At 72.7% G+C, this 15,086-nt stretch carries 15 protein-coding genes; 11 read left to right on the top strand and 4 right to left on the bottom strand.

Annotated features, from left to right (window positions below; all coding sequences use genetic code 11):
* The first annotated feature begins 30 nt into the window (after positions 1-30).
* From ehuA to thpD, 5 genes are all read left to right on the top strand, one after another.
* Positions 31-789, top strand: coding sequence for an ectoine/hydroxyectoine ABC transporter ATP-binding protein EhuA (gene ehuA / locus IAG44_RS03285; RefSeq protein ID WP_187752473.1), 759 nt, complete (start codon positions 31-33; stop codon positions 787-789).
* Positions 790-868: 79 nt separating this feature from the next.
* Positions 869-1,354 (top strand): diaminobutyrate acetyltransferase, encoded by a 486-nt coding sequence (gene ectA, locus IAG44_RS03290; protein WP_187745630.1) that lies wholly within the window; start codon positions 869-871, stop codon positions 1,352-1,354.
* Between the two features lie 49 nt (positions 1,355-1,403).
* Positions 1,404-2,666 (top strand): diaminobutyrate--2-oxoglutarate transaminase, encoded by a 1,263-nt coding sequence (ectB, locus tag IAG44_RS03295; RefSeq protein ID WP_187745631.1) that lies wholly within the window; start codon positions 1,404-1,406, stop codon positions 2,664-2,666.
* Between the two features lie 34 nt (positions 2,667-2,700).
* Positions 2,701-3,096: an ectoine synthase gene (locus tag IAG44_RS03300; protein ID WP_187745632.1), complete on the top strand. Its 396-nt coding sequence runs from the start codon at positions 2,701-2,703 to the stop codon at positions 3,094-3,096.
* 4 nt (positions 3,097-3,100) lie between these two features.
* Positions 3,101-3,988, top strand: coding sequence for an ectoine hydroxylase (thpD, locus tag IAG44_RS03305; protein ID WP_187745633.1), 888 nt, complete (start codon positions 3,101-3,103; stop codon positions 3,986-3,988).
* Positions 3,989-4,252: 264 nt separating this feature from the next.
* Here the strand turns inward: thpD and IAG44_RS03310 are convergent, their stop codons facing one another.
* Both IAG44_RS03310 and IAG44_RS03315 read right to left on the bottom strand, forming a co-directional pair.
* Positions 4,253-5,515, bottom strand: a complete 1,263-nt coding sequence (locus IAG44_RS03310; RefSeq protein ID WP_187745634.1) for a cation:proton antiporter domain-containing protein — start codon at positions 5,513-5,515, stop codon at positions 4,253-4,255.
* A gap of 80 nt (positions 5,516-5,595) precedes the next feature.
* Positions 5,596-5,754 carry a hypothetical protein gene (locus tag IAG44_RS03315; RefSeq protein ID WP_187745635.1) on the bottom strand — a complete coding sequence of 53 codons (159 nt, stop codon included), beginning with the start codon at positions 5,752-5,754 and terminating at the stop codon, positions 5,596-5,598.
* 169 nt (positions 5,755-5,923) lie between these two features.
* Between IAG44_RS03315 and IAG44_RS03320 the strand changes: the two genes are divergently transcribed.
* The 3 genes from IAG44_RS03320 (at position 5,924) to IAG44_RS03330 (ending at position 8,874) form a co-directional block, all read left to right on the top strand.
* Entirely contained in the window at positions 5,924-7,225 is a 1,302-nt protein-coding gene (locus IAG44_RS03320) for an aminotransferase class I/II-fold pyridoxal phosphate-dependent enzyme (RefSeq protein ID WP_187745636.1), read from the top strand.
* 18 nt (positions 7,226-7,243) lie between these two features.
* Positions 7,244-8,128, top strand: coding sequence for a dihydrodipicolinate synthase family protein (locus IAG44_RS03325; RefSeq protein WP_187745637.1), 885 nt, complete (start codon positions 7,244-7,246; stop codon positions 8,126-8,128).
* Positions 8,129-8,202: 74 nt separating this feature from the next.
* Positions 8,203-8,874, top strand: a complete 672-nt coding sequence (locus IAG44_RS03330; RefSeq protein WP_187745638.1) for a GNAT family N-acetyltransferase — start codon at positions 8,203-8,205, stop codon at positions 8,872-8,874.
* Here IAG44_RS03330 and IAG44_RS03335 read toward each other — a convergent pair.
* On the bottom strand, positions 8,804-10,834 hold the full coding sequence (locus IAG44_RS03335; RefSeq protein WP_187745639.1) for a WD40 repeat domain-containing protein: 2,031 nt from the start codon (positions 10,832-10,834) through the stop codon (positions 8,804-8,806). The genes IAG44_RS03330 and IAG44_RS03335 overlap by 71 nt on opposite strands.
* A gap of 241 nt (positions 10,835-11,075) precedes the next feature.
* Between IAG44_RS03335 and IAG44_RS03340 the strand changes: the two genes are divergently transcribed.
* The gene (locus tag IAG44_RS03340; protein ID WP_187745640.1) at positions 11,076-11,936 is read left to right on the top strand and encodes a hypothetical protein; all 861 of its coding nucleotides are present in this window, start codon (positions 11,076-11,078) and stop codon (positions 11,934-11,936) included.
* A gap of 2 nt (positions 11,937-11,938) precedes the next feature.
* Here IAG44_RS03340 and eno read toward each other — a convergent pair whose 3' ends face one another.
* Positions 11,939-13,222 (bottom strand): phosphopyruvate hydratase, encoded by a 1,284-nt coding sequence (gene eno, locus IAG44_RS03345; protein ID WP_187745641.1) that lies wholly within the window; start codon positions 13,220-13,222, stop codon positions 11,939-11,941.
* Between the two features lie 64 nt (positions 13,223-13,286).
* On the opposite strand from eno, the gene IAG44_RS03350 reads away from it, so the two are divergent.
* Complete coding sequence (locus IAG44_RS03350; protein ID WP_187745642.1) at positions 13,287-14,126, top strand: winged helix-turn-helix transcriptional regulator; 840 nt, start codon at positions 13,287-13,289, stop codon at positions 14,124-14,126.
* A 34-nt stretch (positions 14,127-14,160) separates the two neighbouring features.
* Positions 14,161-14,937, top strand: a complete 777-nt coding sequence (locus IAG44_RS03355) for a class I SAM-dependent methyltransferase (RefSeq protein ID WP_187745643.1) — start codon at positions 14,161-14,163, stop codon at positions 14,935-14,937.
* Positions 14,938-15,086: the final 149 nt, after the last annotated feature.

Genomic DNA, 15,086 nt, shown 5'->3' on the forward strand with positions numbered 1-15,086 from the left:
GTCCATTCCACCGCCGCCGTCACACCCCCGATGATCCGCTTCGAACGGGTCGTCAAACGCTACGGCGAGAACACCGTCCTCGACGAACTCGACTTCTCCGTCGAGCGCGGCCGGCACATCACCCTCATCGGGCCCTCTGGCTCCGGCAAGACCACCATCCTGCGGCTGCTGATGACGCTGGAGCCGGTCACGGACGGCGTGATCTGGGTCGACGGCGAACCCCTCACGCACCAGCGCACCCCCGACGGCTCGCTGAAGCCGGCCGACGAGAAGCACCTGCGGGCGCTGCGGCGCCGGATCGGCATGGTCTTCCAGCACTTCAACCTGTTCCCGCACATGAACGTGGTCCGCAACATCACCGAGGCGCCCGTGCGGGCCCTCGGACAGCCCCGGGAACAGGCCGAGGAGCGGGCGCGGGAACTGCTCGACATGGTCGGCCTCGCGGACAAGGCGCTCGCGCATCCCACCCAGTTGTCCGGCGGGCAGCAGCAGCGGGTCGCCATCGCCCGCGCGCTCGCCATGGAACCGGAGGTGCTGCTGCTCGACGAGGTGACGTCGGCTCTCGACCCCGAACTCGTCACCGGCGTCCTCGACCTGCTGCGGGAGATCGCGGAGACGACCGACATCACGCTGCTGTGCGTGACGCACGAGATGGGGTTCGCCCGGGACGTCTCCGACGAGGTCCTGATGTTCGACGCCGGGCGGGTGGTGGAGGCGGGCAGCCCCGAGCAGTTGTTCAGCGCGCCGAGCCACCGGCGTACGCGGGAATTCCTGAGCGCGGTGCTGTGAACCCGAACCGCCGGCTCCGCGCGCGTGGTCCGCCCGCCGGGCCCGTCGCCCGTCTCCCCGTTCCCGGCCCAAGGGACTCATGCCCTTTCATCCTGCCCTGACCATCGACCGCCCGACCGTGGACGACGGGAGCGCCCTGTGGCGCATCGCCCGGGACTCCCAGGTCCTCGACGTCAACTCCCCCTACAGCTACCTCCTGTGGTGCCGTGACTTCGCGGACACCTCGGCCGTCGCCCGGCACGCGGGCGAACCCGTCGCGTTCGTCACCGGCTACCTGCGGCCCGACCGCCCCGGCACCCTCTTCGTCTGGCAGATCGCCGTCGCCGACGCCCACCAGGGGCGGGGACTGGCCGGCGCCCTGCTCGACGCGCTGACCGCGCGGACCGCCGCGCGCATGGTGGAGACCACCATCACGCCGGACAACGCCGCCTCCCGGGCACTCTTCGCGTCGTACGCGGAACGTCACCGCGCACCGGTCGAGGAGACCGTGCTGTTCGACGACGCGCTGTTCCCCGGCGCCGGGCACGCACCCGAGGTGCTGCACCGCATCGGCCCCCTGCGCTGACCCTCCCCCTTCTTTTTCCTCCCTCCCCCCTTTATGAGGAGTTTTTCGCATGACCACCATCGAGACGCCCCTGAGTACGTTCGAGCTGCTGGAGTCGGAGGTCCGCAGCTACTGCCGCGGCTGGCCCGTCGTCTTCGACCAGGCGCGCGGCAGCCATCTGTGGTCCGAGGACGGGCGCCGCTACCTGGACTTCTTCGCCGGCGCCGGCTCGCTGAACTACGGGCACAACAACCCGGTCCTCAAACGCGCCCTGCTGGACTATCTGGAGCGGGACGGCGTCACGCACGGCCTGGATATGGCGACGACGGCCAAGCGGGCCTTCCTGGAGAGCTTCCACGACCTCGTGCTGAAGCCGCGCGACCTGCCGTACAAGGTGATGTTCCCGGGGCCGACGGGGACCAACGCTGTGGAGTCCGCGCTGAAGCTGGCCCGCAAGGCGAAGGGGCGGGAGTCCGTCGTCTCGTTCACCAACGCGTTCCACGGGATGACGCTGGGGTCGCTCGCGGTCACCGGCAACGCGTTCAAGCGGGCCGGGGCGGGGATTCCGCTGGTCCACGGGACGCCGATGCCGTTCGACGACTACCTCGACGGGCAGGTCCCGGACTTCCTGTGGTTCGAGCGGCTGCTCGCGGACACCGGGTCCGGGCTGAACCATCCGGCGGCGGTCATCGTCGAGACCGTGCAGGGCGAGGGCGGGATCAACGTGGCCCGGCCCGAGTGGCTGCGGGGGCTCGCGGCGCTGTGCGCGCGGCACGACATGCTGCTGATCGTCGACGACATCCAGATGGGGTGCGGGCGTACGGGGTCGTTCTTCTCCTTCGAGGAGGCGGGGATCACGCCGGACATCGTGACCGTCTCCAAGTCGATCAGCGGGTACGGGCTGCCGATGGCGCTCACCCTGTTCCGGCCCGAACTCGACCTGTGGGAGCCGGGCGAGCACAACGGGACATTCCGGGGGAACAACCCGGCGTTCGTGACGGCGACGGCCGCGCTGCACGCGTACTGGGCGGACCAGGAGACGGAGCTGCGGACCCGGCGGCTCGGTGAGCTGGTCGAGCAGCGGCTCCTCGCGCTGTGCGCGGAGCACACCGGGACGTCCTGCCGGGGGCGCGGGCTGGTGTGGGGGGTCGAGTTCGAGGACCCGGCGCGCGCTTCCGAGGTGTGCGCGCGGGCGTTCGAGCGGGGGCTGCTGCTGGAGACGTCGGGGCCCGAGGGTGAGGTCGTGAAGCTGCTGCCGGCGCTGACGGTGAGCGAGGCCGAGCTGGACGAGGGGCTGGACATCCTCGACCGGGCCGTGCGGGCGTCGGACTGAACGAGGGTCGCACTGAACGGAGGATGACTTACCCATGATCATCAGGTCGCTTGCGGAGATCGAGAACACCGACCGCCACGTCCGCTCCAGGTCCGGCACCTGGGAGAGCAAACGCATCGTCCTCGCCCGCGAGAAGGTCGGGTTCTCGCTGCACGAGACGGTCCTGTACGCCGGGACCGAGACCAGCATGTGGTACGCGAACCACGTCGAGGCGGTGCTGTGCGTGGAGGGCGAGGCGGAGCTCACCGACGAGGAGACCGGCCTCACCCACCTCATCACCCCCGGCACGATGTACCTCCTCGACGGCCACGAGCGGCACACGCTGCGGCCGAAGACGGACTTCCGGTGCGTGTGCGTGTTCAACCCGCCCGTCACCGGCCGTGAGGACCACGACGAGAACGGCGTCTACCCCCTGCTCCTGGAGGACTGATCCCATGACCACGCTCACCGATCTCTACCCGAGCCGTGGCCCCCGCGAAGTCACGACCCCCCGCCGGGACCCGGTCGTCTGGTCGCCGCCCGGCACCCCGGGGCCGATCACCCCGGCCGACCTCGCCGCCTACGACACGGACGGCTTCCTCCCGGTCGACCGGCTCCTCGATCCGGCCGAAGTGAACGTCTACCGGGCCGAGTTGAACCGTCTCCTCGACGACCCGGCGGTCCGCGCCGACGAGCGCGCCATCGTCGAACCCCGCTCCGGCGAGGTCCGCTCGGTCTTCGAGGTGCACCGGATCAGCGAGGTGTTCGCCGCCCTCGTCCGTGACGAACGCGTCGCGGGGCGGGCCCGGCAGATCCTCGGCTCCGACGTGTACGTCCACCAGTCCCGGGTCAACGTCAAGCCCGGTTTCGGGGCGTCCGGGTTCTACTGGCACTCCGACTTCGAGACCTGGCACGCCGAGGACGGACTGCCCCGCATGCGCACCGTCTCCGTCTCCATCGCCCTGACACCCAACTACGACACCAACGGCGCCCTCATGATCATGCCGGGCTCCCACAGGACGTTCCTGGGCTGCGCCGGCGAGACCCCCCGCGACAACTACAAGCGCTCCCTCCAGATGCAGGACGCCGGCACCCCCTCCCCCGACGCCCTGACCCGCCTCGCCGACGCCCATTCCATCCGCCTCTTCACCGGCCCCGCCGGCTCCGCCGTCTGGTTCGACTGCAACGCCATGCACGGCTCCGGCGACAACATCACCCCCTACCCCCGCTCCAACCTCTTCATCGTCTTCAACAGCACCGAAAACCCCGCCACAGACCCCTTCGCGGCCCCCGTCCGCCGCCCGGACTTCATCGGCGCCCGGGACTTCACGCCGGTCCGCTGAACCACCACGGCCGTGCCCCGGCCTGTCCCGGGGCACGGCCGTGAGGCGAGGTACAACGAGGCGGTTCAGGTGCCGCCGGCGAACCGGCCGAGTGACATCGGGGGCCTGTTGTGCGCGGAGCGCGGGCGGCCGGCGTCGGCGCGGCGGGCACGACGTCGGCGGTGGTCAACCGCGACCCGCGCCGCTCCGAGAACCCTGCCCGGCGAACGCGCGCCGCCACCGCCTCCTGCCGACGTACATCGTGCGCGGCCCCGGCGACGGCGGCTACGCGACCGTCGAGCGGGCCGTCTCCCTGAGCCGGCCCGGCCTCGCGGCGCGGCTGATCAGAGCCTCTGAGCCCATTCCGTGGAGCAGGACGCTGCCGAGGACGCAGAGGACGGTGGTCTGGAGGACGGTGTCGGCGCCGGGGCCGTCGGGGAGGCTGTTGTAGGCGATGAGGCCGAAGACGATGGTGGTGGTGCCGCGGGGGCCGAGGAGGCCGAGGAGGAGGCGGTCGCGGCGGTTCAGGGGGGAGGCGGTGAGGGAGAGGAGGACTGGGATGATGCGGACTGCGGTGAGGGCGCCGAGGCAGAACAGGGCCGCCTGCCAGCTCACGCCGATCTCGAAGGTGACGACGGCCGCGAGGCCGACGACGAACCACATGGTCATCGTGAGCAGCGAGGTCACATCCTCAAGGAGGACCACCTCGTGGCTCCCGAGGGCCGAGCGGTGGGCCTGCCTGCGGGCGACGAGGACGCGGTGGACGTACCGGAAGGCGATCCCGCACACGAACGACGTGACGAACCCGTTGCCGCCGATCTCGACGCCGGCGCTGTAGGCGATCAGCGGGGTCAGCAGGACGGCGAACCGGCGTGACTGGTCGGTCGTCCAGCCCGCGCGGTCGGCGCGGTGCAGCAGCCAGGCGACGAGCGCGCCGATGATCAGCCCGGCGATGATCGCCTTGACCGCCTGCCCGGCGGCGCTGGTCAGGGCCTCGGTGGGGGTGTGGAGGGCGGAGTCCCCGCCGGCGAGCAGCAGGGCGAACAGGAACAGCGGCGAGACGATGCCGTCGTTGTAGCCGCTCTCGACGTTCAGCACGCTGCGCACCCGCGACGCCAGCCGGGTGTCGCGGACGACGCTCTCACTGGGCGCGAAGTCGATGGGGACGACGATGCAGGCGATCACCAGCATCAGCGCCCACGGCAGCCCGGGGAACGCGAGCTTGCCGAGCAGGACGGCCGCGCCGAGGCTCAGCGGCAGCGCGATCAGCAGGACCCGGCCGACGAGCTTCGGCGCGTTGCCCCAGAGCTTGCCGCCGCGCACCTCGGTCGCGTCGACGAACAGCAGGAACGCGAGGATGATCTCGGCGGCGTGCTGGGCGACCTCCGTGTTGAGGGCTGCGGCGACGGAGTCCTCGATGCTGAGCCCGACGACGATCCCGGCGAACACCATCGTGGCCGGTGCGCCGAGGTGCCAGCGCTGGAGGCGCAGTGCGGCGAGGGAGCGGATCAGGGCCATCACCGCGGCGGCCAGGATGGTGGGGAGCACGTTCTTCCATGGGGCGGTAGGGGGACGAAGAGGGACTGACTGGAGCGTAACCGGCGGGGGTGGGACCCCGCGCCCTCAGCTCAGTGCGTCCCCGTCACCGTCGCGGCGATGCCCTCGACCAGCCCGCCGTACAGGTCGGGCCGGATCACCGCCAGGACGGCGATCGTCGCGGCGATGCTCAGAAGGACGCCTTCCCAGCGGGGCGCGCGGGTCTGTGTCTTGCGTTCATCACGTTGCATGCCTCAAGCCTCGCCGCCGGCCGGGGCGCGGCCCATCCGGCGGGTGTCCGGTGCGGGCCCGCCGGTCGGGGGCGGGGCATCCCCCGGTCGGGGGGTGGGGAGCAGTCCTCCACTGGACTGAATTTTGGCATAGGACAAAGCTGCTAGGGTCGCCCCCGGAGGTGATCACATGCCCATCACCGGAACGACGGCCGCCGAGATCGCCGGCAGCGTGCGCGACCAGGTCGCATCGGGCGACCTCGCGCCCGGCACCCCCCTCCCCCCGGTCCGCGCCCTCTGCGCCGAACTCGGCGTCAACCGCAACACCGTGGCCCTGGCATACCGCCGGCTCGTCGAGGCGGGCGTCGCGCAGACCCGGGGGCGCGGCGGAACCGTCGTCGCGGCGGTCCCCCGGCTCGCCCGGGAGGGCGTCGGGGCGGGCGGCGAGGCCGTCGACCTGGCCAGCGGCAACCCGGACCCGGAGCTGCTGCCGCACATCCTGACGGCGGCCCGCGGGGGCGAGTTCCTGTACGGGGTCCCGGCCGTCGACCCGGCGCTCGCGGCCTGGGCCGAGGCCGACTTCGCCGAGGACGTCGACCGTCCGCTGCGGACGCTGGTCACGCACGGCGCGGTCGACGCGACCGAGCGGCTGCTGGGCGTCCACCTCACGCGGGGCGACCTCGTGGCCGTCGAGGACCCGTGTTTCCTCGCGACCATCGGCACGCTCCGGCTGGCCGGCTACCGCGTGGCCCCGGTCCCCGTCGACGCCCACGGCATGGACCCCGGCGCGCTGCGGGCAGCCCTCGACGCCGGGGCCCGCGCGGTGGTGGCCACACCCCGCGCCCACAACCCGACCGGCGCGAGCCTCACGGCGGAACGGGCGCAGGAGCTGCGCGCCGTCCTCGCCGGGCATCCGCAGGTACTGGTGATCGAGGACGACCACTTCTCGGCGGTGTCGGCCCGGCCGTACCACCGCATCACCCCGGCGGGGACGGCGCGCTGGGCGCTCGTGCGGTCCGTGTCCAAGTTCCTCGGGCCCGACCTGCGGGTCGCGCTGGTCGCGGCCGACCCCGAGAGCGCGGCGCGGCTCGGCGCGCGCCTCAGTGCCGGGATGACCTGGGTCAGCCGGCTCCTCCAGCGCACCGTGCACGACCTGCTGGCCGACCCCGCCGTCCACGACCTGCACGAGCGGGCCCGCGAGAGCTACGCCGGCCGGGCCGCCCTCCTCGCGGAGCGGTTGCGCGCGCACGGGTTCGACGTCCCGCCGGACTCCGACGGGCTGAACCTGTGGATCGGACTCGACGTCGACGAACGGTCCGTCACCGACGCGCTGGCCCACCGGGGCTGGGCCGTGCGCCCCGGTCACGTCTTCGCCGTCGCCCCCTCGCCGCGCGCCGCGATCCGCGTCACCACCTCCACCCTCACCGAACCCCGCGCCGAGGCGTTCGCCGCCGAACTGGCCGCCGTCGTCGCGGACCTGCGTACCGCCTGACTCCCCAAGGAGCTTCCCGTGTTCCGTGGCCTCAGCGCCTTCCCGCTCACCCCCGTCGACGAGGACGGCGTCGACCTCACGGCGTACGCCGCCCTCGTGGCCCGGCTCGCCGGCGCCGGGGTCGACTCCATCGGCGCCCTCGGCTCCACCGGCGGCTACGCCTATCTCACCCGCGAGCAGCGCGCCCGCGTGGCCGAGGCCGCCGTCGACGCCGCGTCCGGCACGCCCGTCATGGTCGGCATCGGCGCCCTGCGCACCCGCGACGTCCTCGCGCTGGCCGAGGACGCGCAGAACGCGGGCGCCGCCGCCGTCCTGCTGGCGCCGCTGACCTACCAACCCCTCGGCGACGACGAGGTGTTCGGGCTGTACGAGGACGTGACCCACCACCTCTCCGTGCCTCTCTGCGTGTACGACAACCCGGCGACCACGCACGTCCGCTTCAGCGACGAACTCCACGCCCGTATCGCCGCGTTGCCGCACATCGGCTCCGTCAAGATCCCCGGCGTCCCCACCGGGGCCGAGGACCGTGTCGCCGCACTGCGGGCCCTCCTCCCGGCGTCCGTCGCCCTCGGTGTCAGCGGCGACTGGACGGCCGTCCGGGGGCTCAACTCCGGTTGTGACGTGTGGTATTCGGTCCTCGGCGGCACGTTCCCGCGCACAGCGCTGGCCCTCACCCGCGCCGCGCAGTCCGGCCACGCGGATCACGCGAACGACCTGTCTGACGCCCTCGAACCCCTGTGGGCCCTGTTCCGCCGCCACGGCAGCCTGCGGGTGATGGCCGCCGCCGCGTCCCACCTCGGCCTGACCGGCGAGGTCAACCTCCCGCGCCCGCTACGGGGGTTGGACGCGGAACAACGCCGCGAGGTCGTCGCCGTGCTGGATGCGCTCGGGCTGGACGAGTGAGCCGGCTTCCCCTTCACCGGCCGGTGCCGCGGAAACTCCCGGCATCTCGCCGGCCGGTGCCGCAGAGTTTCCCCATGACACTCCCCGCCCTCCCCCACGGCTACCACAGCCGCCCACCAACTCCCGCCGACGCCCCGGCCGTTCACCACCTGATCACCGCCTGCGAGACCACCCTGCACGGCCACGCCACGACCGACCTCGACCGCGTCACCGCCGACCTCGGTACGCCCGGGGCCAGTTCAATCCTCATCCACGGCGACGGGGGCAAGCCGGCCGGCTGGGGCTGGGTACGGGGCCGACGCGCCACCGTCCACGTCCACCCCGCCCACACCGGCCGGGGGCTGGGCAGTTGGCTGCTGGACTGGACAGAGGCCTGGGGCACGGACCGGCTGGCCCAGTCATCACCGCTCGCCTTCATGAACGGCCAACTGGTCGGCGCAGTCCTGTCGTTGGACGTACCCGGCGACGAGGGATACGTCGAACGGGTCGCCGTACGGCGCGACCAGCGGGGCCGGGGCATCGCCCGACTCCTGCTCCTGGACTCCTTCCGCACCTTCCAGCGGCAGGGCAGACGGGGTTGCGTCCTGTGGACGCACTCCGACACGGGGGCGCTGGCCCTGTACGAGCGTGTCGGCATGGCGGTCCGGCGCGGTTCCACGGTTCTCAGCAAGACCCTCAGCGCCGGGCGCACGCCGGTGTCGAACCTGCCTGTTCCGCAAGGTACTTCGCCCGTTCCCCGACGGTGAGGCCACGGCCGACGGCCCGGCAGACCCGGTCGAGCGCCGCCTTCCCGGAGGGGACGTCGACGGGCCACAGGCGCACGGTGTGGTCGATGCTCGCGGTGGCGAGGGTGCGGCCGTCGCGGGTCAGGCCGATCGCCATGACGGCCGCGTCGTGCCCGGTGAACACCGTGCGCAGGCGGCCCGTGGGCACGTCCCACAGCCACGCGGCGCGGTCGCTGCCGGCGGTGACGAGGGTGCGGCCGTCGGGGGTGAAGGCCAGGCCCATGAGGAAACCGTCGTGGCTGGTGATCGTCCCCATGCCCGTGCTCCAGCTGAGCTGGCTGTCCCCGGTCGCCGTGTCCCACATCCACACGATGCCGCCCGCGGTGGCGGCCAGGGTGCGGCTGTCGGGGCTGAAGGCGAGCCTCGTGTCGGGGTCGACCCCCATGGCGTCCAGGTCGTCGCGCACGCGCCCGGTGCGCGCGTCCCAGAGCCGTACGGTGCGCCCGGTGACCGTGGCGAGGAACCGGCCGTCCGGGCTGTACTCGACGGCCGTGACCTCGCCCCGGGTCCTGGGGAGCGTGGCCCGCAGGCGCCCGTGCGCGGTGTCCCAGACGCGGACGGCGCCGTCGTCGGTGCCGGTCGCGACGGTTTCGCCGTCCGGGCCGAACGCCACGACGCGCCCGGCGAAGGTGGTGCGCACGCGGCCGGTCGCGGCGTCGTGCAGGCGCGCGGTCCCGTCGTGGCCGCCGGTGGCGACGGTACGGCCGTCGGGGCTGAACTCGACGCTCTCAGCGCGTCCTTGGCTCCCCGCGAGGGCCGTGCGCACGCGGCCGGTCGCGGTGTCCCTGAGGTGTGCGCCCGCGCTGCTCACGGTCGCGAGAACACGCCGGTCCGGGCCGAACGCCACCGACGTCACCAGGTCCCGCGACGCCGTGAGGACCCGCCCGACCGGCACGTCCCACAGCCGGACGGTGTGATCGTCGCCGCCGCTCGCGAGCGTGCGCCCGTCGGGGCTGAAGGCGAGCGCCGTGACACCGTCCAGGTGCCCGGCGAACACGGCGCGCGGGGCCCGGGTCGCGAGGTCCCAGGTCCGGACGTTCCGGTCGGCGCCGCCGGTCGCTAGCGTGCGGCCGTCCGGGCTGAACGCCAATGCCCCGACGGGCTGTTCGGTGGTGAGGGTGCCGCTCCGGCGGCCGGTCGCGGTGTTCCACAGGCGGACGTTCCGCTCGGCGCCGCCGACGGCGAGGGTGCGGCCGTCGGGGCTGAACGCGAGGGCGCCGGCGTCGTCCGTCGTGAGGGTCGCGCGCAGGCGGCCGTCTGCCGTGTCGTGGAGCTGTACGGGGTCCGAGGTGGCGACGGTGCGGCCGTCCGGGCTGAACAGGACGCTCCAGCCGGCGCCGGGGAAGGAGGTGCGGGAGCGGCCGGTCGTCGCGTCCCACAGGCGGACGGTCCCGTCCTCCCCGGTGGCGGCGAGGGTGCGGCCGTCGGGGCTGAGGGCCGCCGCGTTCGGGCGGGGCACGTGGAGGGCGAGGGTCGTGCGGGGGCGGCCGGTCCGGGTGTCCCAGCGGCGCAGGACGCCGTCGGCGTAGGCCACGGCGAGGGTGTCGTCGTCGGTGAAGCCGACGGCGCGGGCGAGGTTCTCGGGGTCGTGGGGGAGGTTTTCGCGCGGCCGTCCGGTCCGGGTGTCCCAGAGTTTCACCGTGCGTGTGTCGTCGGTGTTGGCGCCGGAGCTGGCGAGGGTGCGGCCGTCGGGGCTGAACGCCAGGTGCAGGACCGGGCCGTGGTGTCCCGTGAGGCGGTGGCGCAGCGGCAGGGAGGCCGCGTTGCGGAGGCTGGTGTCCGCCTCGGTGGTGGCGCTGACCAGATACGCCTGGGCGGCGAGGAGGGAGGCGAGGTCCGGGTCGTGGTCGAGCCATCCGCCGGCCTCGACGGACAGCAGCCGCGACACGTTCCGCCGCTGGGCCGCCGCGTCACCGCGCACGGAACTCAATTCCCTCTCGCGCCACCGCAGAACGAGACCGCCCGCGACGAGAGAAGCGACGAGAACACCGATCAGCAGAATTCGATATGGCCTCACTGATTCCCCCGAACCTCTTCCCCCACACGCGGCGGACCGCGGGCGTATTTCGAATGTACTCCCCGCCGACCCCTCCGTACCCGGGTAATACGTCGGGTATTTTGGGCCGGAAATCCCGGAAATCACGGACGGGGAGGAGCCCTCGATGCCGGACGATCCCCCTGCGCCACCGCGCCGGTTCTGGCGGGACGGGAACTTCATCGCGACGGCGGTCGTCGCGCCGGTCGTCGTCTCGCTGATCGGGCTCGGGCTGGCCGGCGGTTTCTCCTGGCTCGGCGACCGCTTCGAGGACGATGCGACGCCCCCGCCGCACGTCACCGCCTCCCGCTCGCCGAGAGCCGCCGAGTCGGTCGGCGCGCGGGCCGCGGACGCCGACGGCGTCCACTACACGCGCAGCGCCTACCGCTGCCCGTGGACGGCGTGGGTGGTGACCAGGCCGCCCGGCGCCTTCACCCGCGTACCCGTCCTCGGGGACGGCACCCCGGACCCGGCGCTCATCGGCGCCGGCACGGCGGGCGACCCGGACCGCACCCGGGTGGGCCTCGACATCCAGCCCGTGGACGACAGACCGCTCCAGATCAAGGAACTGCGGATCAAGGTGCTCGCCCGGAAACCGGCGCCGACCGCGAAGGACGCCACCGTGATCGGCCTGCGCGACGGGCAGTGCGGCGGCGGGCCCGAACGGCTGGCCGCCTCCGCCGATCTCGACGGCGGCGCCGATTTCGCGACCGTGCGTTTCGCGGAAGGAAAAGGGCTTCCCTGGGAAATCACCGGCGGAAGGTCACTGCTCATCGATCTCACGGTGACGACCCGGACCTGTGACTGTTCCTGGGTTCCCGAGATCGTCTGGTCCAGGGACGGAAAAGTACGGACCTTGGAATTCCGTTTCGACGGAAAGGACTTCCGTACGATCCCGTCCCGGGGACTGGAGCGCCGCGCCTGGGTCCAGGACCTGGACACGGGGCACTGGTCGAGGACCGCCTTCGACGAGTCGGTCCTCGGGTGAGGTCACCCGCGCAGCCCCAGCGCCGCCGCCCCGGCGTACCGGGCCTGGGTGCCCAACTCCTCCTCGATGCGGACGAGTTGGTTGTACTTGGCGGTGCGGTCGGCGCGGGAGAGTGAGCCGGTCTTGATCTGGCCGCAGCCGGTGGCGACGGCGAGGTCGGCGATGGTGGTGTCCTCGGTTTCGCCGGAGCGGTGGGACATGACGACGGTGTAGCCGGCGCGGTGGGCGGTGGAGACGGTGGCCAGCGTCTCGGTGAGGGTGCCGATCTGATTGACCTTCACCAGCACCGAGTTGGCGACGCCGTCGCGGATCCCGGCGCGCAGGAGGGCTTCGTTGGTGCAGAAGACGTCGTCGCCGGTGAGCTGGCAGCGGTCGCCGAGGCGCGCGGTGAGGTCGCGCCAGCCCTCGTGGTCGTCCTCGCCCATCGGGTCCTCGATGGAGGCGACGGGGTAGCGCTCGACCAGCTCCGCGAGGTACGCGGCGTGTTCGGCGGAGCTGCGGCGCACGCCTTCACCGGCGTAGACGTACTCGCCTTCCTCGTGGAACTCCGAGGCGGCGGGGTCCATGACGAGGGTGATGTCGGTGCCGGGCTTGTAGCCGGTCCGCTCGATGGCGCGGACGACGAAGTCCAGGGCCTCCTCGGCGGTGCGCAGGTCGGGCGCGAACCCGCCCTCGTCGCCGACGTTGACGCTGTGCCCGGCGGCCAGCAGGCTCGCGCGCAGGGTGTGGAAGACCTCGGAGCCCATCCGGACGGCCTCGGCGAAGGTGGCCGCGCCGATGGGGGCGATCATGAACTCCTGGAAGTCGAGCGGGTTGTCGGCGTGGGCGCCGCCGTTGACGATGTTCATCATCGGCACGGGCAGCAGGCGGGCGTCGACGCCGCCGACGTAGCGGTAGAGCGGCATGCGGTGCGCGACTGCGGCGGCCTTGGCGGTGGCGAGGGAGACGCCGAGCAGGGCGTTGGCGCCCAGGCGTGACTTGGTGGGGGTGCCGTCCAGCTCGATCATGGTGGCGTCGACGGTGGCCTGATCCTCGGCGTCGAGGCCGGTCACGGCGTCCGCGATGGTCTCGTTCACGGCGTCGACGGCGCGCCGGACGCCCTTGCCGTGGAAGCGGCTGGGGTCGCCGTCGCGCAGTTCGACGGCCTCGCGGGCGCCGGTCGAGGCGCCGGAGGGGACGGCCGCGCGGCCGAGGGAGCCGTCCTTCAGCTCGACGTCCACCTCGACCGTCGGGTTGCCCCGGCTGTCGATGATCTCCCGTGCGACGACTCTGCTGATCGTGGTCACGACACGCTCCTTAAGTTCCGACTGGAAACAAAGTGAGTCCCGAAAGGGAACTTACTATGGGCGCATGAGGATGCACAACGCGGACGAGACCTGTGGGATCGCGCAGGCCGCACTCGTCCTGGGCGACTGGTGGAACGTACTCGTGCTGCGCGAAGTCGCCCGGGGGCACGTCAGGTTCGACGCGCTCGCCGCCGAGATCGGCCTGTCCCGCAAGGTCCTCACCGAACGGCTCGGCCGCCTCGTCGCCCACGGCGTCCTGCGCCGCAGCCTCTACCAGCGGCGCCCCGTGCGCTACGAGTACCTGCTCACCGACTCCGGCACCGCGCTGCTGCCGCTGCTGGTCGCGATGCAGGACTGGGGCGACCGGTGGATCCTGGGCGACGGCGCCCTCACCGCGACGGCCGCACAGGACGGCGCCGAACACGCACGCATGCACGCCCTGCCCGGGACGCGCCTGCCGGACGGCCTCCACGCACCCGACGCCACCGCGACCGTCCTGTTCACCTATCCCGGCACGGGTGTCGACTGGGGGGATCCCGCGATCGCGGGAGCGGCCGGGTGCGCGCTGGAGCACGGGCTGTTCCGCGACGCCTGGCCGACGTTCCGGCGGGCGGGTGTGGAGGTGCGCGGGATCAGCACCCAACTCCCCTACGAACAGGCCGAGTTCGCCCGCGCCGAGAACATCCCGTACCCGCTGGTCTCCGACGCCGGGCACGAGATCGCCGCGGCTCTGCGCCTGCCGACGTTCCGGGGAGCGGGGCGGCTGCGGCACAAGCGGCTGATCCTGGTCGCGGACGGCGACGGGATCGTGCGGCACGTCCTCTTCCCCGTCACCGACATTCCGGAGGCGGTCTCCGAGGCCCTGCGGCTGGCGCTCGGCCGGCCCGCCCCGGAATTCCGTTGATCGGCGTCCCCGCACCCGACTAGCGTGACCTGTCATGACCACCACCCCCGACGCCACTGACTGGCGTGCCACCAACCGCGCCAACTGGGACGAGCGCGTACCGATCCACACCGCCGGCTCCTTCTACGACCTGCCCGGTTTCGTCGCGGGCGGGGACTCGCTGCGGGACTTCGAGCCGGCGGAGGTCGGCGACGTCAAGGGCAAGAGCCTGCTGCACCTCCAGTGCCATATCGGGCTGGACACGTTGTCGTGGGCCCGGCGCGGGGCGGACGTCACCGGGCTCGACTTCTCACCGGCGGCGGTCGAGGCGGCCGGGGAGCTGGCCGGGCGGATCGGCGCGGACACGGCCCGCTTCGTCGCCGCCGACGTGTACGACGCCGTCGAAGCCCTGGACGGGCGGCGGTTCGACGTCGTCTACACCGGCTTCGGCGCGCTGTGCTGGCTGCCGGACATCGCCGCGTGGGCGCGTACGGCCGCGGAGCTGGTGGCCGACGGGGGCTTCCTGTACCTGGCCGAGTACCACCCCGTCGCCGATCTGCTCGCCGAGGACGGGACGACCGTCGAGGGCCGGTACTTCGACCGTGCGCCGATGGTGGTGGACGCGCCGGGCACGTACGCCGACCCCGACGCGCCCATGGAGGCGACGCTGACGGTGGAGTGGCGGCACGGCGTGGGGGACGTGGTGAGCGCGGTCGCGGCGGCGGGGCTCAGGGTGGAGTTCCTGCACGAGCACGACCTGGGCCACTTCCGGCTCGCGCCGGGGCAACGGGTCCCGCAGGTCTACTCGCTGCGGGCGTCGAAGGCCGGATAGCGGCGGGCGGTGAAGGCCGGGTAGCGGCGGGCGGTGAAGGCCGGGTAGCGGCGGGCGGCGCCGGTATACGCGCGCTTGACCCGCGCATTCCATATGCATGAATCGCCATATGTTAATGTCACGACGTGAAGTCGGCGGGAACCAGCCGC

The organism is Streptomyces roseirectus (assembly GCF_014489635.1).
Classification (GTDB): Bacteria; Actinomycetota; Actinomycetes; order Streptomycetales; family Streptomycetaceae; genus Streptomyces; species Streptomyces roseirectus.